We start from the raw sequence: 18,653 nt of genomic DNA, 5'->3' as shown, positions 1-18,653 counted from the left end.
CCAGCGGCCGAACGGTCAGCTGGCCAGCACCGCGGCCTCGCGCGCCATGCGCTCGACACTGTCCCAGTCGCGGGTCTGCATCAGCGCGGCGGTGGTCAGCCAGGAGCCGCCCACGCACAGCACGTTGGGCAGGTGCAGGAACTGGCTGGCGGTCTGCGCGCTGATGCCGCCGGTCGGGCAGAAGCGCACATCAGCGAACGGGCCGTGCCACGCCGACAGCATCGCGGCCCCCCCGGCCTGCACGGCGGGGAAGAACTTGAAGGTATCCAGGCCATGCTCCAGGCCGACGATCAGCTCCGAACCGGTGGCCACACCCGGCAGGTAGGGCAGATCGGCATCGCGTGCGGCGGCGTACAGCCGTGGCGTCGCCCCGGGCGATACCGCGAAGCGGCCGCCGGCTTCCTTCACGGCCTGCATCTGCGCGGCATCGAGCACGGTGCCGGCACCGATCACCGCATCCGGCACCGCTTCGACCATGGCCTTGATGGCCTCCAGCGCACGCGGCGTGCGCAGGGTCACCTCGATCACCGGCAGGCCACCACGGAACAGCGCATGCGCGACCTGCACCGCATCGTCGATGTCATCGGGGGTGAACACCGGAATCACCGGTGCCAGTTTCAGTACCGCACGAACGCGTGGATCAGCGCCGGACATCGAATCGCTCCTCGCCCATCAGGGCCAACACATCAGCTTCGCTGACGGGATTGAAATCGCCGGGAATGGAGTGCTTCAGGCCCCCGGCGGCCAGGCCGAAGCGCACGGTGGCGTCGGCATCGAAGGCGGACAGGATGCCATGCAGGATGCCTGCCGCGAAGGCATCACCGCCGCCGATGCGATCGACGATGCCCTGCAGCTGGCGCACCGGTGCCTGCGCACGGGTGCCATCGCGGCCCAGCAGCAGCGCGCCCAGCGCATGGTGGTCCACGCTCAGCGTCTGCCGCTGGGTGCAGGCCAGCCACTGCAGCTGCGGGAATGCGTCGAATGCCGCGGCGGCTGCCGCTTCCACCCGCGCGACCACGTCGGCCTGTTCGAAGCGCTGGCCGAGGATGACTTCGATATCGCGGTAATCGGCAAAGACGATGTCGGCCTGCGCGAACAGTTCGTGCAGGATCGCCTGCGCATCGCCGCCCCAACGTTGCCACAGCTTCGGCCGGAAGTTGCCATCGAAGGACACACGCACGCCCAGCGCACGGGCGGCGCGCGCTGCAGCCAGCGTGGCCTGGGCCACGTCCGGGCCCAGCGCCGGGCTGACCCCGGACAGGTGGAGCCACTGCGCGCCCTGCAGCAGCGCCGGCCAGTCGTAGTCGGCGGCAGTGCTGTTGGCGAATGCGGAATCGGCACGGTCGTAGACTACTTCACTGGCCCGCTGCACCGCGCCGGTGGTCAGGAAATACAGGCCCATGCGGCCCTCGGCATCTTCGCGCACGCCGCGCGTATCGACGCCATGCCGGCGCAGTTCGGCCAGCGCATGCGCGCCGAGCGCGTTGCCGGCGACGGTGCTGACCATGGCCACGTCATGTCCAAAGCGGGACAGCGAGACAGCCACGTTCGCCTCGGCGCCGCCGACGTGCACCTGCAACTGCGGCGACTGCAGCAGCAGCTCGCGACCGGGCGCACCCAGGCGCAGCAGCAATTCCCCGAAACACACGATACGACCCATTTCTGCTCCTTCACGCGTGCCGCCAGCATGTGACACTGGGCGGCGTGGTTGTGGACCACGCGTGGGGCGTGGAATTGGCTAGCGGTGTCATTTCAATCCCGCCCGGCCTTGCCCTAAGCCTACCAAACTGTTGGAAGCATTGTCCTGCAAGCGTCTTGGAGACATTTCAGATCTGTTGCGGTGCAAGATGCCGGATCGGGAACGTGCTGTTAACGTCCGGCCTGACCAGCGGTGTCATCACGCTGAAACAGCCGCGATACCAGACCTTTGGGAGAGGGGAAAGGCATGCATTCTCGGAACCATGAAAAAAAGACACCGGTTACCTTGCTCGCGTTGGCCGTAGCGCTGGCCCTGGCAGGCAACGCCAGCGCGCAGCAGCAGAGCGCCAACCCGAACGCCACCGACCTGGATACGGTCACCGTCACCGGCTACCGCGCCAGCGTGGAGAAGGCGCTGGACATCAAGCGTGGCGAAGCCGGCGTGGTCGATGCCATCGTTGCCGAAGACATCGGCAAGTTCCCCGACCTGAACCTGGCCGAGTCGCTGCAGCGCATCCCCGGCGTGGTCATCACCCGTGAGGCCGGCGAAGGCCGCAACATCTCGGTGCGTGGCCTCGGCCCGGAATTCACCCGCGTGCGCATCAACGGCATGGAAGCGCTGACCACCGTCGGCGCCGGTGACCAGAGCGGCGGCACCAACCGCGGCCGTGGCTTCGACTTCAACGTGTTCGCCTCGGACCTGTTCTCGCAGCTGCTGGTGCGCAAGACCGCCTCGGCCGACGTCGAGGAGGGCTCGCTGGGCGCCACTGTCGATCTGCGCACCGCGCGTCCGTTCGACTACGACGGCTTCACCTTCGCCGCCAGTGGCCAGGCCAGCTACAACGCGATGGCCGAGAAGGCCGACCCGCGCATCGCCGCGCTGGTCTCCAACACCTTCGCCGATGGCACCTTCGGCGCCTTGCTGTCGGTGGCCTATTCCGAGCGCCAGGCGCTGGAGGAGGGTTCCAACACCGGCCGCTGGGCCAACGGCCCGAGCAACGGCAACTTCGCCGCGTCCTCGCCGTTCGCCGCCGCGCGTGGCGCCAACGTGTTCCATCCGCGCTTCCCGCGCTACGTGCAGATGGAACACGAACAGAAGCGGCTGGGCGTAACCGGTTCGCTGCAGTGGAAGCCGAACGACGCCACCGAGATCTCGCTGGATGCGCTGTACTCGAAGATCGATGCGACGCGCGACGAGCACTACATCGAAGCGATCTCCTTCAGCCGCGGCGCCAACGCGAGCGCACGCCTGTCGGGCAAGCCGACCACCATCGTCAAGAATGGCGAGATACGCGACAACGCACTGCTCTACGGCGAATTCGACAACGTCGACATCCGCACCGAGAACCGCCACGACGAGTGGAGCACCGAGTTCAAGCAGATCGCGCTGAACGGCCAGCACCGCTTCGGCGATGACTTCACCCTGTCCGGCAAGCTCGGCATCTCGCGTTCCAAGCACGAGAACCCGGTGCAGACCACCGTCATCATGGACAAGTACGACGTCAAGGGTTACAGCTACGACTACCGTGGCAACAGCCGTGCGCCGGTGCTCAACTACGGCATCGACCCGACCAATCCCAACGGCTGGGAACTGGCCGAGATCCGCCTGCGTCCGCAGTACGTGGACAACGACTTCGACACCGGCCAGATCGATTTCAACTGGAATATCAGCCCGGGCTTCCGCCTGAAGGGCGGCGTGCTGGCCAAGGACTACACGTTCAAGACCGTCGAACTGCGCCGCGCCAGCGAACTGGCCGTGCCCAACTTCGCCGACGGCAGCAAGATCGTGCCGGTGGACCTGACCGAGCAGGCCGGACTGAAGGGCATCAGCGGCAGTCCGTCGAACTGGGTCGTGCCGAACCTGGACGCGATCGCCGAACAGCTGGACATCTACAGCAACAGCGGCACCTTCGCCGTCGCCCCGCGTGCCAACAACGTGCGCAGCGTCGAAGAGAAGGACCGTGGCGCCTACCTGATGGGCGAGTTCTCCACCGAACTGGGCTCGTTGCCGTTGTCGGGCAATTTCGGCGTGCGCTACGTGCGTACCAAGCAGTCGTCCACCGGGCAGTCGACGCTGGCCAACGGCACCGTCGAAACCACGGTCAGCCGCACCTACGACGACACCCTGCCCTCGTTCAACCTGGTGGCTGAAGTCACTCCGGACTTCCTGATCCGCCTGGGTGCGGCCAAGGTGATGAGCCGTCCGGGGCTGGGCAGCCTGACGCCGGGCGCGACGGTGGCGGTGGCCGGTGGTGCACGCACCATCTCCAGTGGCAACCCGGTACTGGATCCGATCCGTGCGACCAATGTCGACCTCGGCTTCGAGTGGTACTTCGCCGAAGGTGCGATGGCCGGCATCGGCCTGTTCTACAAGGACATCGAGAGCTTCGTGCAGACCACCCGCGAAGTGCGCCCGTACAGCGACAGCGGCCTGCCGGCGTCGCTGCTGGTCGGCACCGGCGCCTCGGCCACCGATGACTTCACCTACAGCAAGCCGGTCAACACCCCGGGCGGCGAACTGCACGGCGTGGAAGCCAACTACACCCAGCCCTTCACCTTCCTGCCCGGCAAGTGGGCGAACCTGGGCGTGCAGTTGAACTACACCTGGGTGGAATCGAAGATCCAGTACATCAACGCGGCCGGGCAGCCGGTGATGAAGACCGACCTGACCGGCCTGTCGAAGTCGTCGTGGAACGCCACGCTGTTCTATGAAGGCGAGAAGTTCGCCGGGCGCATCTCGGCCACCAACCGCGATGACTACCTGACCCAGGCACCGGGCCAGGAGACCGGCTTCAACCTCGATGGCTACCACGGCATGACCGGTACCACGGTGTTCGATGCGTCCATCCGCTACAAGATCAGCGACAAGCTGGAACTGAGCCTGGAAGGCATCAACCTGACCAACGAAGCCTCCGACGAGTGGGTGTACTCGCCGCTGACCGGTCGCCTGCCGCTGCAGTACACCGAGACCGGCCGCCAGTACCTGCTGGGGCTGCGCTACAAGTTCTGAGCAACGCCGACGGCGTGCCACCCGGCACGCCGTCGTTCGCCACGACCGCTGCTGCGCCGCAAGGTGCCGTCGCGGCGTGGCCTTGCTACGGTCCGGCGGCCCTTGCCGGCCGTCGCCCGTTGAAAGGAAACGCCTGATGCCGCACCGCTCGACCCTGTCCCGCTGCCTGTTGCTGGCGGTGGCCCTGGCTGCCGGCCCCGCGATGGCCGCCACCGATGCACCCACGCTGCTGTTCCATGTCGATGCCGGCAAAGGCCTTGAGGCCGTGGTGGCGCAGGGTGAGGCGGTGCCGAACTTCCGCGACAAGGTCGACATCGTCGACGACGGAGCGCGCGGCAAGGCAATCCAATGGCAGGACGACGGTGTGCTGGCCTGGGATGCGCCCGGCAACATCCTTGCCCAGCGCGGCACCGTCGCCTTCGACTGGCGCGCGCGCTATGCGGTGGGCGAAGCACCGTTCGTGATCTTCCGCGTCGGCTATGCCGACCACAGCAGCTGGGACATGGCCTGGCTGCGCATCGACTGGAACGGGCACGGCTTCGATGCGTTCGTCACCGATGCCAACCTCGCCCGCACGCGCGTGTCGTTCCGCATGGACACGCCGCCACGCGCGGACCAATGGCTGCACCTGGCCTTCGCCTGGGATGAAGACCAGAGCGTGCGCCTGTTCGTCGATGGTCGCGAAGTGGCGCGTGTGCAGGCCAGCGGTGACTACGATGCAGCGCTGGACCAGCTCGGCCTGGCCGGACGGGTGATGGCGCCCTACCAGGTGCAGAGCCGCTACAACTTCCTGCGCGGCAGTGATTTCCAGCACATCCGCGTGTACGACCGCATGCTTGATGCTGCGGCCGTCAGTGCGCTCGCGCGTGGCAAGGCCGTCACCAGCGCCGTTGCCGGTGCCAGCGATGATCGCGCCTGGCGCCATCGCTTCGGCTGGGACGGCGCACCGCCACCGGCATTGAGCGCCGCCGGCACGCGCATCCGCAAGATCGAGTTTGCCGATGCCCGTGATCTGAAGGCATGGATGTGGAAGGCCACCGACGGCATCGCCGAGACCACGTGGCCCGGCGTCTACAACCGCTCGCGCCTGCCCGGCCGCAGCGACTATTTCCAGTTGCCGGACTGGAACACCTATGTGGAAAGCGGCCAGCACCTGGACCTCACCGTTCCGGCCGGCGAGACCGTCAACCGCGTGGAGATCCGTGGTGCGGCGTTCGGCACGCTGGCCCATGGCCGCGATGCGGCGCACGCCACGCAGGTGCTGGCAACGCGTCCCCAAGGCGTGGTGCGCAGCGTCGACGACATTCCGGCACAGACCGGGGGCGTGCTGCGTTTCAGCAACGTTGAACAGGAAACGCCGATCCAGGAGATCTGGGCGTACGACGTGAGCGAAGGCGCCGAGCCCGATGGCACGGTCAAACAGACCTATGTCATCGACAGCCAGGCGCTGCCCGATTACACCAACCTGGACACCCTGCGCCGTTACATCGACGGCCGCTATCCGCTGGCCGAACGCAGCACGGTGATGGCGCTGCCGAAGGGCGCAGGCTCGCGGCGCCGCAGCGCCGACACGCTGCCGGCCGAGCCGGAACCGATCGTGCACGTGTTGATTCCCTCGGGCGTGGGCGATGCGCCGGCCAACCAGCCGTTGATCCGCAGCTGGGCCTACAGCTGGGAAAACATGCATGACGGGCTGGACGGCGTGGCCATCGACATCCCCGCGCTGGACCTGCCGGCCACGCACGACGGCCTGATCCCGCTGAACATCCGCATCAAGGATCCGATCTGGCCGGCGCGCGACATGATCGATGCTTCGGTCTCGGTGCAACCCGGGCAGAAGCGCACGCTGTGGCTGGACCTGCGCGACCGCATCCTTACGCCCGACAGCCTGTGGCTGAGCATCGCCTCGGCTGCGCCCGGCTTCGACGCCAAGGCACTCGACGGTGCGCAGGTGCGGCTGGTGTTCAAGCCACGCGCCGAGGCGATCAAGGAGCACGTGGCCGACCGCTTCAACCAGGTGCGCGACAACTGGGGCTTCCTGGTGGAGGAACACACCACCTCCAAGCGCCAGCGCCTGTATGCGCGCGTATACGCGGACCTGAGCGACCTGCTGCGGGTCGACCCGGACCACGAACTGGGCCGGTTGTACTGGAACTACATCAGCTACAACAGCCAGGGCCGACCACCGTACACCGCGCCGGAGGTGCCAAACGGTGTACCGGCGTGGGCATTCCATCAGGTGCAGGATCTGGCCCAGGTGCGGCAGTTCGTCGACTGGTGGATCGATCAGCGGCAGGTGGCCTACGGCGATTTCGGTGGCGGCATCTCCGACGATTCCGACCTGACCCAGCAATGGCCGGGGCTGGCCCTGATGGGCGTGCAGCCGGACCGCCTGAATGCCTCGCTGACCGCATTGTCAGACGCGGTGTACCGCAATGGCATGTTCAGCAATGGCCTCAGCACCATCGAGACCGACGAGCTGCATGCCTACGAGGAAGGCATCAACACCAACAGCGCGATGCTCTACCTCAACTGGGGCGATCCGCTGACCCTGGAACGACTGATGGAAACGGTGAAGGCGTTCGACGAGCGCATCATCCTGCGCAACCCGCAGGGCCATCTGCTGTTCTCCAGCAACTGGTTCGGTGGCAACAAGGTCTACCGCGAACCGAACTGGCAGTGGCAGAAGCCGTACTCGTTCCCGGTGCTGCATCCGGCGTTCCTGCTGGGCCAGTACAACGCCGACGCGACCGGGCGCCGGCTGGTGATCGGCCTGGCCGATGGCTATCTGGCCCACGCCGGTACCGACGACAAGGGCCGCTTCACCCTGCCCAACGAGATCAACTGGGCGACCGGCGAGACCCGCGGCGGCGAACTCAACAACGGCTCCGGCAGCGGCGACACCATGCATACGTTCTGGGCGGCATGGCGCTGGACCGGCGACGCGAAGTACCTGCAGGCGCTGGACTACCGCGTGCAGCGCGGCGGGCCCGGCGCGCTGGCCAACCTCGGCGAGAACTACGTGGAGGCGCTCGGCCGGCAGCAGGACTGGTACCCGCTGCTGACCGCCGAGGCCGACGCCGGGAAGACCGGCTTCGCCAGCCTGATGGCCTGGCAGGCCAGCGGGGAACGGAAGTACATCGATGCACTGCATGCCGATGGCCTGCAAGCCAAGGCACAACGCGCGTACATGAACACCGAAGGCCATTGGTGGTCCGACCGGGTGGAAGCGCCGAGCGAGTTCCTGCAGCGTGCACGGCTGGGTGGCATCGCCCTGAAGCGCAACCAGAGTTGGCCCGGGCACACCGTCAGCTGGCGCTTCGATCGCGAGGGTGCCGCCGAACAGGTGGCGCTGCTGGTGCATGCGCCCTCGCGCGAGCACTTCACGGTCACCAGCCACAACCTCGGCGCGCGCGTGATCACCGCTGACATGACCGGTTGGAACGTGGCCAGCGGGTCATGGCGCGTGCGTAGTGGCGTGGATGCCGACGGCGATGGCCGCATCGACGGCACGCCGCGCGAACGCGTGGTGCAGTTGGAAACGAGTGCGTCGGTTCCGATGCAGTTCCAGCCTGGGCGCACCGAGGTATTCGAGTTCGAGCGTGTGTCTGCGGGGACGCCGGTGGAAACACGCCCGGACCTGGGTGTGGGCCGTGGTGATGTACGGGTGGACGGGCGCCAGGTACACGTGACGGTGCACGGCCTTGGGCATGTGGCCAGCGGTGTGGGTGTGGCGGTGCTGGAAGATGCGCGGGGCCGCGAGATCGCACGCACCGAAGTGCCGGCGATGGCTGCACCGACTGACCTGTTGCCGAAGACGACGGTGGTGTCGTTGCCGTTGCCGGCCGGTGACCGAAGTAACCTGCGCGTGCGCGTTGCGCTGGCCGACGGCGGTGAGGAAGTGACGCGCCTCAACAATGTGGTGGACGTGCCGCGATGAATTCCGCGTTCCGCCGGGCATGGCCGCCGCTACCGATGAATCGGTTGCCCACAAGCCCTGGTAGCGCCGGGCCATGCCCGGCGGAATGCGATCAGGACGCCTCGGTCTCCATCACCTTCACCCGGCGCTGGTACCAGCCGTCATCCAGCGGATCGAACACCGCGCTGCGCTCCATCACGCCCTGGTAGACGTGGACGGATACGGCTATGTCCTCGTCGCTGGCGTTGCGCAGCGTGTGGTACTCGTGCGGCGGAATCAGGCTGCCGGCGCTGCCGCGGTGCCCGTACAGCGTGTCCTGCGCGGCGAAGCGGTGACGCTCGCCACGCTGTTCCAGCAGCGCATACGGGGTCACGATCAACTCGCCCTGCCAGACCCCCTCCACGCACCACATCGCATCGTGGTCGTGCAGTGGCGTGCCCTGCCCCGGGCCCCAGCACATCGCAATCACGCTGTAGCCCAGCGTAGGGCTGCGGTGCAGTTCACGGCGTGCGTAATGACCATCCACCGGACGGCGTACGCAGGGGGGCAGTTCGATCAGCGGATCGATGATGGCCTCACGCAGCACCCGCTGCAGCGCATCGGTGATCGCCTTCGGATCAACCAGGCAGACGGCGCCGTCGATCCCTGCAATCAAGCGTTCGCGGCCGGTAAACGGCGGTGGCGTGAACATCGCTTCCATGAACCGACTCTAGCCGAGGCGGGTTAACAGAATGTTTGCATCGCGGTGTCATCACTGCGTGCCGCGCTGCACGAACGGCACTTTTGCATAGAGCGCACGCTCTCCCGCGCGTGGATCGTCAACCATGCGGCTGTGACGATCGAACAGCATCGTCTGCCGTTGTGGCAGTGAATAGGGGGCCCATTGCGACATTCCCGCGTGATTCGGATCACCGGAACGCGCAAACGCAATCAGGGCATCGCTCATCGTCACCGCCAGTGCAATGGCGTCTTCACCGCCGCCGGTGCGCGCACCGGGCAGACCCGCGTTGTCAAACACCAGCGGAATATCCAGCGTGTGGAACGCACGCAGACGTCCCTCTTCCACCGGTGACGGCCAATCGAGCTGGTAGGCCCAGGTCGGTGCGGCACCCGATGTCTGCCGGGCGCGGGCCTCCAGTTCTTCCACTGCACCACGCCATGAACGGCCGGCCGTAGTGGCGGCGAAGAACACCTCTGACGGCGTGTAGTGCGGGTACAGGCGTCGATATTCTGCGATCACCACCGAAGGCAGCAGATCGACGAACTGCTGCTTCTCCAGTTGCGCCGGCAGGCTCTCCCAGGTCAGCGTGAAGTTGGCCGGGTCGTTGCCAAGAAACGCGCGCGTCTCATCGCGGGTGTTGCCGATCACCATCGGAATCGACGCGGACTGCGCCGGTGCCTGTGGCCAGAACGGATGCACCGGCAGCACCACCTCATCCAGCACCGGGCCGAAATACAGCGCGCTGCTTTCCACCCGCGAAGGATCGCGTGCGCGGGTGGCGGCCAGCAGCTCGGCCGTCGGCAAGCGCAGCAGTGCCTGCAGGTCGCGCGCGCCAACCGCGTCCATCGCAATCGAAGCGCGTTGCGCCGCCGCACGTGGACCGGCCGCGGTGACCTGCTGCCCGCTCATCGTCCACGCGCGCTGGAACAGGCCCTTCGCTGCGGGCATCGCCATCAGCGTGGCGATCTTGGCGCCGCCACCGGACTGCCCGAACACGGTGATGTTGCCGGCATCGCCACCGAACACCGCGGCGTGCTCCCGCACCCACTGCAGCGCCTGCACCAGGTCGAGCTGGCCGACGTTGCCGGAGGCCGCATAACGCGGGTCGCCCAGCGCGCCCAGGTACAGGTAGCCGAAGGTGTTCAGGCGGTGATTGACGGTGACCATCACCACGTCACCGCGCCGGCACAACGCGCTGCCGTCGTACAGCGGGTCGCTGCCGGAACCGTTGTTGAAGCCGCCGCCATGCAGGTACACCAGGATCGGCCGCTTGCCGCCGTCGCCGAGCGCTGGCGTCCATACGTTGAGGAACAGGCAATCTTCGCTGCCCGGACCATCCCCCCCCGTCTGTGGTGCAGAGGCGGCGTATTCCAGGGCGTCGGCGATGCCTCGCCAACCTGTCTCGCGGCGTGGTGGCTGGAAACGGTAGGCGGAGGTGTCGGCGCCATAGCGCAGGCCACGGAACACGTGCACGCCGTGCTCGCGCTGGCCACGCACGCGGCCGCCACGCAGGCGTGCCACCACCTGTGTGTCAGCACGTGGTCCAGGCAGTGCGGATGCAGGAAGCGCTGCGAGGGTGGCCGTGGCCAGCGCCCAGCGTGCACTGTCGCGCAGGAAACGACGGCGCTGCAGGTCGGTCGTCCCTGCGTTCAAGGTGCGGCCTCCGTCGCCTGCAGCCAGCGTTGTGCCAGCAGCGGCCACACGGCCAGCGTTGAATCAGGCGGCATGCGCATGCCGAAGCCATGGCCGCCGTGGGCGAACAGATGCAGTTCGTGCTCGACGCCCGCCTTGGCCAGCGCCTGCGCCATCACCTCGCTGTTGTGCACGCTGACCACGCGGTCGTCGTTGGCGTGGATCAGCAGCGTCGGCGGCATGTCCGCGCGTACGTGCTGCTGCATCGAATACTGCGCAGCCAGCGCCGCATCGGCCTGCTCGCCCAGCAGGCGTCCGCGTGAGCCGCTGTGTGCATGCGGGCCCATGTCGATCACCGGATACACCAGCACCGCGCGGGCGGGACGCGCGCTGAGGCGGTCGATGGCATCGCGCGGTGGGTAGACCGGCGCATCGAAGCCGGTGGCCAGCCGTGCGGCGACGTGGCCACCGGCGGAGAAGCCCATCACCGACACGCTGTCGGCATCCAGCCTGCGCCGTGCGGCCTGGTCGCGCACCACGCGCAGTGCGCGCTGCGCGTCTGCCAGCGCCGCCTGGCGGTCGCGGCCGGCCTGCGGCAGGCGGTAGCGCAGCACGAACAGGGTATAGCCGGCACGCTCCACCCACTCGGGCACCAGCGCGCTGTCCTCCTTGTCGATCACCACGCGCTGGTAGCCGCCACCGGGAATCACCAGCAGCGCGCGGCCGTTGCCGTGGGCGGGTGTATGCACCAGCAGGTAGGGCGCATCGACCTGGTCGATGAAGCGATCAGGGTGGGCCGGATCATCGCTGCGCTCGACCACGCGCGGCGGTCGCGCAGTGCCGGTTTCACCGGGCACCTGGCCGGCTGGCCACAGGGGTATCTGTTCACCAGCCAGCTCCTTGCCCAACCGCTCGCCCGCGCGCAGCGGCGCATCGACGGCGGACGCAGGGATGGCCAACAGCAGGCCGGTCAGCAACAACAGCACACGGGGAAAACGCATGGTGGGCAGGGCTCCAACGGGATGCAACAGAGTGGCCGAGGTCACCGGCAAGCGCTCGTGATGCGCTGCGGCTTGCGCGATGACACCGGTTTACCATATACACCTCCTGCAGACGCTGTCGATGGGCAGTGCAACAACGCCAGAGGGAGACCGTTCTTGAGCAACGAACACGGCATACATGGGCAGACGCCGCCGCCGGACGATGCGGCCGCGATCGCCCACGCCTTCACCACCGCGCGCCGCGCGGGCCAGGCCCTGCCCGGCTTCCCGGGCCTTGTCCCGCCTGACCTGGTGGCTGCCTACCAGGTGCAGGATCTGGCCATCGCCAGCTGGGACGACCATGTGGTCGGCTGGAAGGTCGGCTACATCGCCGCCGAGCGCCGTGATGCATCCGGCGACGACCGTCTGCTGGGCCCGGTTTTCTCGCGTCAGCTGAAAAATGCCACCGGTGGAACAGTGGACATTCCGGTGTTCGTCGGCGGCTTCGGCGCGGTCGAGGCGGAGTACGTGCTGGAGCTGTTGGAGGACGCTCCGGCCGCACAGCTGCACTGGTCACCCGAGCAGGCTGAAGCGCTGCCGGCGCGGCTGTACATCGGTGTGGAAGTGGCCAGCAGCCCGCTGGCGACGATCAACCAACTCGGCCCGCGCGTGGTGGTGTCCGACTTCGGCAACAACAACGGCCTGGTGCTGGGGCCGGAGATCGCCGACTGGACCGCCCGCGACGAGACCGAGCTGCGCGCCGAAACCCTGATCGAGGGCGAGGTGGTCGGCACCGGCGGAGCGACGCGCCTGCCCGGTGGTCTGCGCGCGGCGTACGCGTTCGCGCTGTCCCGTTCGGCATTGCGCGGCCGGCCGTTGCAGCGCGGCGACCTGATCGCAACCGGCAACGCCACCGGCATCCATGACATCACCGCAGGACAGACGGCGCTGGTGCGGTTTGCCGGCTTCGGCGAGATTGCCTGCAGGGCCGTGCCGGCCGGGTAACCGCCGCACGATCCGGTGAACACGCGCGGGAGGGCGCAGATGATCACACGACGACACTTCCTGGCCGGTGGCGCTGCTGCGCTGGCCACCCCGATGCTCGCGGCCTGTGGCCGTGGGCCGGCCGAGGCCATCGACGGTGGCCAGCTGCTGACCGCCACTGATGTGCACGTGGCCGACTACCCCACCGTGACCGCGGTGAAGTGGATCGGCGAAACGCTGCAGCGCGAAAGCAACGGCCGCCTGCGCCTGCGGCAATACCATTCCGGCCAGCTTGGTCGCGAGTCGGAAGCGATCGACATGGCCCGTTTCGGTGCCATCGACATCACCCGCGTGTATGCCGGTGCGCTGAACAACGCATTCCCGCTGACCCAGGCACTGTGCCTGCCGTATGTGTTCGAGTCGGTGGCGCACCAGCGCGCCGCACTCGATGGCGGCATCGCCGAGGCGGTGCTGCGGGGTTTCGAGAGTCGCGACCTGGTCGGCCTGGCGATCTACGATTCCGGCGCGCGCTGCTTCTACAACACCAAGCATCCCATCGTGCAGCCCAATGATCTGCATGGGTTGAAACTGCGCGTGGCGTCCTCGGACATCTTCATCCAGCTGATGCGCCTGCTCGGCGCCAACCCGACGCCGATGTCGCTGGGCGATACGTTCTCCGGCATGGAGACGCACATGATCGATGGCGCCGAGAACAACATGCGCAGCTTCCATTCCAGCCGACACTTCGAGGCGGCGCATTACTGGTCGCAGAGCGATCACTCGTATGCGCCGGACGTGCTGCTGATGTCGCGCGCCAGCTTCGAGCGCCTGCAGCCGGCTGACCGCCAGCTGTTGCTGGAGACCGCACGCGCCTCGGTGAAGGTGATGCGCGAGCAATGGGATGCCTCCGAAGATGCCGCGCGCCGCGCGGTGCTGGCCTCTGGCGTGAAAGCCAACGAGGTGGACCTTCCCGCGTTCCGCGCCGCCGCCCAGCCGCTGCTGCAGCAGTACCTGCAGCAACCCGAGCTGGCCGCGCTGGTCGCCCGCATCCGCGCTGCCGCCTGAGGACACTGCCATGACCGAGACGACGATTGCCGCCGCCGGCCCCGGCCAGCGCCTGCTGGACCGCATCGCCGACATCGCCATCTACATCGCCGTGGCTGCGCTGCTGGGCCTGGTGGTGGTGCAGGGCTGGCAGGTGTTCGCCCGCTATGTGATCAACGATTCGCCCAGCTGGACCGAGCCGGTGACGCTGCTGCTGCTGGCCACGGCGATGAGCCTGGGCGCGGCCTGCGGCGTGCACACCAACCGCCACTTCGGCTTCTTCCTGCTGCACGCCTACATGGGGTCCGGCCTGCGCCGGGCGGTGGATGTGTTCACCCAACTGGTGGTGGCCGTGCTGGGTGGCTTCATCGCGTTCTGGTCGGCCGACCTGCTGCTCGATGGCATGGACATCAAGACTGCCGGCGCCAACCTGCCGCAGAGCATCAACTACCTGCCGCTGGCCGTGGGCGGTGCGCTGATGCTGCTGTTCGCACTGAACCGTGCGTGGAAGGCGCTGCATGCCACGGCAGCTGATGCCGACGCCGACGCCGTCGACGCTGAAGGAGATCGTTGATCCATGGGCATCACCATCCTGTTCGCTGTTTTTGCCGCACTGCTGCTGCTGGGCGTGCCGGTCGCCTACGCGTTGGCTGCTGCTGCGCTGGCCACCCTGCTCTACCTGGACATCCCCAGCATCGTGCTGGTCCAGCAGATCTCCGCCGGCACCGGTTCGGCCTCGCTGATCGCCATTCCACTGTTCATCTTCGCTGGCGAGATCATGATGCGCGGCGGCATCTCCGAACGCCTGATCGCCCTGGCGTCATCGCTGGTGGGGCGCATGCGCGGCGGCCTGGGCCAGGTCTCGATCCTGTCCTCGCTGTTCTTCGGCGGTGTGTCCGGCTCGGCCATCGCCGATGTTTCGGCCGTGGGTGGCACGATGATTCCGCAGATGGTCAAGCGCGGCTACGACCGCGACTTCGCGGTGAACGTCAGCATCACCGCCGCGCTGGTGGCGCTGCTGGTGCCGCCATCGCACAACCTGATCCTGTTCTCGGCCGCTGCCGGCGGTGGCCTGTCGATCGCCGACCTGTTCGCCGCAGGCATCGTGCCGGCGCTGCTGATGACGCTGGCGTTGATGATCACCGGCTACGTGGTCGCGCGTCGCCGTGGCTATGGCGTGGAAGTGTTCCCGGGCTGGCGCGCGGTACTGCTGCGCATCGTCTCCGCCCTGCCCGGCCTGGGCCTGGTGGCGCTGATCTTCGTGGGTATCCGCGCCGGCATCTTCACCGCGGTGGAGAGCGCGGCCATCGCCGTGGTCTACGCCCTGCTGGTCACCACCGTGCTGTACCGGCAACTGCGCTGGCGCGAGTTCTTCGACACCGTCATCCATGCCGCACGCAGCACCGGCGTGATCCTGTTCGTGATCGCCACCGCGGCGGTGTTCGGCTGGCTGCTGGCCTACCTGCAGGTGCCCGCGGCGGCGGTGGACTTCCTGCAGTCGTTCGCGCACAGCCAGTTCATGGTGCTGCTGATGATCGTGGTGATGCTGTTGCTGCTGGGCACCTTCATGGACCTGGCACCGATGATCCTGATCTGCACGCCGATCTTCCTGCCGGTGGCCAAGGCCTATGGCATCGATCCGATCCACTTCGGCCTGGTGCTGGTGCTGACCGGTGGCCTCGGCCTGGTCACCCCGCCGGTGGGCTCGGTGCTGTTCATCGGCACCGCCATCGGCAAGATCAGCGTCGGCCAGAGCATGCGCACGATCTGGCCGTTCTGGTTCGCCGCGCTGGGCGTGCTGCTGATCGTCACCTTCTTCCCATCGCTGTCGCTGTGGCTGCCCGCCGCGCTGCGCGCCTGATGAGCGGAGGCGCTCCCATGACACAGACCCTGCACCGCGCTGCTGCAACTGCCCTGCTCGGCCTGCTGCTGGCTGCGCTGCCCGCACTGGCTGCCGATCCCGCGCCCGCGCAGTGGAAGCGCGGCATCGAGCAGCAGCGCCAGGCTGACCTTGGCAATGGCACCTTCCTGAATCCGGTGCTGGCCGGCGACAGGCCCGATCCGTCGGTGCTGAAGGACGGCGAGGACTACTACCTCACCCTGTCCTCGTTCGATGCCTACCCCGGCCTGCCGATCTGGCACTCGCGCGACCTGGTGAACTGGCAGCCGCTCGGTCATGCGATCACGCAGAACGTGGGCGCGATCTGGGCGCCGGACATCGTCAAGCACCAGGGCCGCTACTTCATCTACTTCCCGGCGCGCACTGGTGAGCGCCGCAGCAACTTCGTGGTCTGGGCCGATGACATCACGGGCCCTTGGAGCGCGCCGATCGACATCGGCCTGGGCGGCTACATCGACCCCGGCCACGCGGTCGGTGAAGACGGCAAGCGTTACCTGTTCCTCAGCGGTGGCGACTACGTGCAGCTGGCCGATGATGGCCTGAGCGTGGTGGGTACGCCGAAACACGTGTACGACGGCTGGCGTTACCCGGAAAGCTGGGACGTGGAGGCCTATGCGCAGGAAGGGCCGAAGATCCACTTCCGCGATGGCTGGTACTACATGACCACTGCGGTGGGTGGCACCGCCGGCCCGCCGACCGGGCACATGGTGATCACCGCGCGCTCGCGCTCGATCCACGGCCCGTGGGTGAACGCGCCGAACAACCCGATCATGCGCACGCAGTCGGCTGCCGAACCGTGGTGGTCGCGCGGCCACGCCACGGTGATCGAAGGCACCGACGGCCGCTGGTGGATGATGTACCACGGCTACGAGAACGGCTTCTGGACGCTGGGTCGACAAGCCCTGCTGGAGCCGATCGAGTGGACCGCCGATGGCTGGTTCGTGGCCAAGGGCGGTGATCTTGGGCAGCCGCTGCGCAAGCCATCGGGCAGCGCGCTGACGCCGCACGGGATGGCCCTGTCCGATGATTTCACCGGCCGCACGCTCGGCCCGCAGTGGGCGTTCTTCAACCCGGCGGTGGATGAATACCGGCGCCTGCGCTTCAGCGGCGACGGCCTGGTGCTGCAGGGCAAGGGCAGCACGCCGCGCGATGCCTCGCCACTGACCACCATCGCCGGCGACCCGGCGTACCAGTTCGAGGTGGAGATGGAGATCGCCCCCGGCGCGGTCGGCGGTGCCCTGCTGTTCTACAGCGACCGCCTGTACGTGGGCGTGGGCAGCAATGGCGAGCAGTTCGTCATGCACCGCTACGGCGAGGAGCGCCCCACCCGGCTGGCGGCCAGTGCCAAGGGCGGCCGGCTCTGGCTGCGGGTGACCAACAACCGCCACATCGTCACCATCCACTCCAGCGCCGATGGCCAGCGCTGGCAGAAGTATCCGGTTCAGATGGAAGTGTCCGGTTACCATCACAATGTGGCCGGCAAGTTCCTGGCACTGAAACCGGCGCTGTATGCGGCCGGCAACGGTGCGGTAACCTTCCGCAGCTTCCGCTATCGCGCGCTGGACTGAGCGCGCGCTGGAATCCCCAGGCTTATCGGGTTCACTACATGTCAGTGCGCAACAAGAACGATGCCGCTACGCCGGCATTGGCAAAGGGCAAGGCAGCCACGATCAATGACATCGCGCGACTGTCGGGTGTATCCAAGAAAACGGTTTCAAGGATCATCAACAACTCGCCGCTGGTGCGCAAGGACACGCGCGACAAGGTGGAAGCGTTGATGCGCGAGGTCGGTTACACCCCCGACCCGCTGGCCCGTGGCCTGGCCTTCCGCCGCTCGTTCCTGATCGGCATGGTCTACGACAATCCCACCGCGCAGTACATCGTGGACATGCAGTACGGCGCGCTGGATGCGCTGCGTGGCTCCAGCTTCGAACTGGTGGTGCACCCCTGCGACAGCCGCAGCCCGGGTTACATCGACGGCGTGCGCCGCTTCGCCCAGCAGCAGAAGCTGCATGGGGTGATCCTGGTGCCGCGTGCGTCCGAAGACCAGGCGCTGGCGGACATGCTGGACGAGATCGGCTGCCGCTTCACCCGCGTGGCCGCGCTGCCACTGGATGAAACCTCGCAGATGGTGGTCACCCACGACCGCGATGGTGCTGCCGAAGCAGCCGATTACCTGCTTTCGCTGGGCCACCGCGATATCGCCCTGGTAACCGGCCCGAGTGCCTACCGCTCGGCGCACGAACGCACCGCCGGCTTCATCGAGGCGCTGTCGCAGCGTGGCATCGAGCTGCCGAAGGATCGCATCATCGAGGCCGGCTACACCTTCGAATCCGGTGTGGCCGCCGCCGAGAAACTGCTGCTGGGCAAGCGTCGGCCGACCGCCATCTTCACCGGCAACGATGAAATGGCGGCCGGTGTCTACAAGGTCGCGCTGCGCGCCGGCATCAACATTCCGCGCCAGCTGTCCATCGTCGGCTACGACGACAGCCCGCTGGCCTCGCGCCTGTGGCCGTCGCTGACCTCGGTGCGCCGGCATACCCGCGATACCGGCCGCACCGCCGCGGCGATGCTGATCCAGCCCGATGGCCAGCCTGCGCTGCAGATCGCCAGCGTGCGTCCGCACCTGATCGTGCGCGATTCCTGCCAACCGCCAGAGGATTGATCCCGCAGGGATCAATCCTGTAGGTCGCCAGCTTGCTTGCGACGCGTCCAGAAGAATCAGTCCGGTAGGTCGCCAGCTTGCTCGCGACACCTTTCAACCC

The 18,653-nt window shown here is 67.3% G+C and carries 13 protein-coding genes; 8 read left to right on the top strand and 5 right to left on the bottom strand.

The genetic code is table 11. From position 1 onward, the window contains the following. Positions 1-15: 15 nt before the first annotated feature. Together eda and H3005_RS12405 are read right to left on the bottom strand one after the other, a co-directional pair. Positions 16-654 (bottom strand): bifunctional 4-hydroxy-2-oxoglutarate aldolase/2-dehydro-3-deoxy-phosphogluconate aldolase, encoded by a 639-nt coding sequence (eda, locus tag H3005_RS12410; RefSeq protein WP_100554288.1) that lies wholly within the window; start codon positions 652-654, stop codon positions 16-18. Then, entirely contained in the window at positions 641-1,660 is a 1,020-nt protein-coding gene (locus H3005_RS12405; protein WP_100554289.1) for a sugar kinase, read from the bottom strand. The genes eda and H3005_RS12405 overlap by 14 nt, the downstream gene beginning before the upstream one ends. A 285-nt stretch (positions 1,661-1,945) precedes the next feature. On the opposite strand from H3005_RS12405, the gene H3005_RS12400 reads away from it, so the two are divergent. Together H3005_RS12400 and H3005_RS12395 are read left to right on the top strand one after the other, a co-directional pair. Continuing rightward, entirely contained in the window at positions 1,946-4,708 is a 2,763-nt protein-coding gene (locus H3005_RS12400; protein ID WP_100554290.1) for a TonB-dependent receptor, read from the top strand. Positions 4,709-4,844: 136 nt separating this feature from the next. After that, a complete protein-coding gene (locus H3005_RS12395; RefSeq protein WP_191078308.1) occupies positions 4,845-8,648 on the top strand; it encodes a LamG-like jellyroll fold domain-containing protein in 3,804 nt (1,267 codons plus the stop codon). 91 nt (positions 8,649-8,739) lie between these two features. Here H3005_RS12395 and H3005_RS12390 read toward each other — a convergent pair whose 3' ends face one another. The 3 genes from H3005_RS12390 to H3005_RS12380 are packed head-to-tail and all read right to left on the bottom strand — an operon-like array spanning position 8,740 to position 11,981. After that, the gene (locus tag H3005_RS12390; protein WP_099819440.1) at positions 8,740-9,327 is read right to left on the bottom strand and encodes a cysteine dioxygenase family protein; all 588 of its coding nucleotides are present in this window, start codon (positions 9,325-9,327) and stop codon (positions 8,740-8,742) included. A gap of 51 nt (positions 9,328-9,378) precedes the next feature. Then, entirely contained in the window at positions 9,379-11,001 is a 1,623-nt protein-coding gene (locus H3005_RS12385; protein WP_100554292.1) for a carboxylesterase family protein, read from the bottom strand. After that, positions 10,998-11,981, bottom strand: a complete 984-nt coding sequence (locus tag H3005_RS12380) for an alpha/beta hydrolase (protein ID WP_100554293.1) — start codon at positions 11,979-11,981, stop codon at positions 10,998-11,000. The genes H3005_RS12385 and H3005_RS12380 overlap by 4 nt, the downstream gene beginning before the upstream one ends. 174 nt (positions 11,982-12,155) lie before the next feature. Here H3005_RS12380 and H3005_RS12375 point away from each other — a divergent pair, with 174 nt between their 5' ends. The 6 genes from H3005_RS12375 to H3005_RS12350 are packed head-to-tail and all read left to right on the top strand — an operon-like array spanning position 12,156 to position 18,553. Next, positions 12,156-12,965: a 2-keto-4-pentenoate hydratase gene (locus tag H3005_RS12375; protein ID WP_191078338.1), complete on the top strand. Its 810-nt coding sequence runs from the start codon at positions 12,156-12,158 to the stop codon at positions 12,963-12,965. 39 nt (positions 12,966-13,004) lie between these two features. After that, positions 13,005-14,009, top strand: coding sequence for a TRAP transporter substrate-binding protein (locus tag H3005_RS12370; RefSeq protein ID WP_100554295.1), 1,005 nt, complete (start codon positions 13,005-13,007; stop codon positions 14,007-14,009). Positions 14,010-14,019: 10 nt separating this feature from the next. Further along, on the top strand, positions 14,020-14,562 hold the full coding sequence (locus H3005_RS12365) for a TRAP transporter small permease (protein WP_100554296.1): 543 nt from the start codon (positions 14,020-14,022) through the stop codon (positions 14,560-14,562). 3 nt (positions 14,563-14,565) lie between these two features. After that, a complete protein-coding gene (locus H3005_RS12360; protein ID WP_099819446.1) occupies positions 14,566-15,849 on the top strand; it encodes a TRAP transporter large permease in 1,284 nt (427 codons plus the stop codon). A gap of 17 nt (positions 15,850-15,866) precedes the next feature. After that, entirely contained in the window at positions 15,867-17,456 is a 1,590-nt protein-coding gene (locus H3005_RS12355; RefSeq protein ID WP_100554297.1) for a family 43 glycosylhydrolase, read from the top strand. A gap of 38 nt (positions 17,457-17,494) precedes the next feature. After that, positions 17,495-18,553, top strand: coding sequence for a LacI family DNA-binding transcriptional regulator (locus tag H3005_RS12350; protein ID WP_089241853.1), 1,059 nt, complete (start codon positions 17,495-17,497; stop codon positions 18,551-18,553). Positions 18,554-18,653: the final 100 nt, after the last annotated feature.

Source organism: Stenotrophomonas sp. Br8, assembly GCF_014763005.1.
In the GTDB taxonomy this organism is placed as follows: domain Bacteria; phylum Pseudomonadota; class Gammaproteobacteria; order Xanthomonadales; family Xanthomonadaceae; genus Stenotrophomonas; species Stenotrophomonas lactitubi.
Note: the sequence above shows the minus strand (reverse complement) of the source record. Positions and strands in the feature narration are given on the sequence as shown.

Excerpts from the sequence above, each read along its gene's own strand:
- H3005_RS12360 (WP_099819446.1), top strand. The coding sequence starts at position 14,566 with ATGGGCATCACCATCCTGTTCGCTGTTTTTGCCGCACTGCTGCTGCTG.
- H3005_RS12370 (WP_100554295.1), top strand. The coding sequence starts at position 13,005 with ATGATCACACGACGACACTTCCTGGCCGGTGGCGCTGCTGCGCTGGCC.
- H3005_RS12380 (WP_100554293.1), bottom strand. The coding sequence starts at position 11,981 with ATGCGTTTTCCCCGTGTGCTGTTGTTGCTGACCGGCCTGCTGTTGGCC.
- H3005_RS12400 (WP_100554290.1), top strand. The coding sequence starts at position 1,946 with ATGCATTCTCGGAACCATGAAAAAAAGACACCGGTTACCTTGCTCGCG.
- H3005_RS12405 (WP_100554289.1), bottom strand. The coding sequence starts at position 1,660 with ATGGGTCGTATCGTGTGTTTCGGGGAATTGCTGCTGCGCCTGGGTGCG.
- H3005_RS12355 (WP_100554297.1), top strand. The coding sequence starts at position 15,867 with ATGACACAGACCCTGCACCGCGCTGCTGCAACTGCCCTGCTCGGCCTG.
- eda (WP_100554288.1), bottom strand. The coding sequence starts at position 654 with ATGTCCGGCGCTGATCCACGCGTTCGTGCGGTACTGAAACTGGCACCG.
- H3005_RS12390 (WP_099819440.1), bottom strand. The coding sequence starts at position 9,327 with ATGGAAGCGATGTTCACGCCACCGCCGTTTACCGGCCGCGAACGCTTG.
- H3005_RS12350 (WP_089241853.1), top strand. The coding sequence starts at position 17,495 with ATGTCAGTGCGCAACAAGAACGATGCCGCTACGCCGGCATTGGCAAAG.
- H3005_RS12365 (WP_100554296.1), top strand. The coding sequence starts at position 14,020 with ATGACCGAGACGACGATTGCCGCCGCCGGCCCCGGCCAGCGCCTGCTG.
- H3005_RS12395 (WP_191078308.1), top strand. The coding sequence starts at position 4,845 with ATGCCGCACCGCTCGACCCTGTCCCGCTGCCTGTTGCTGGCGGTGGCC.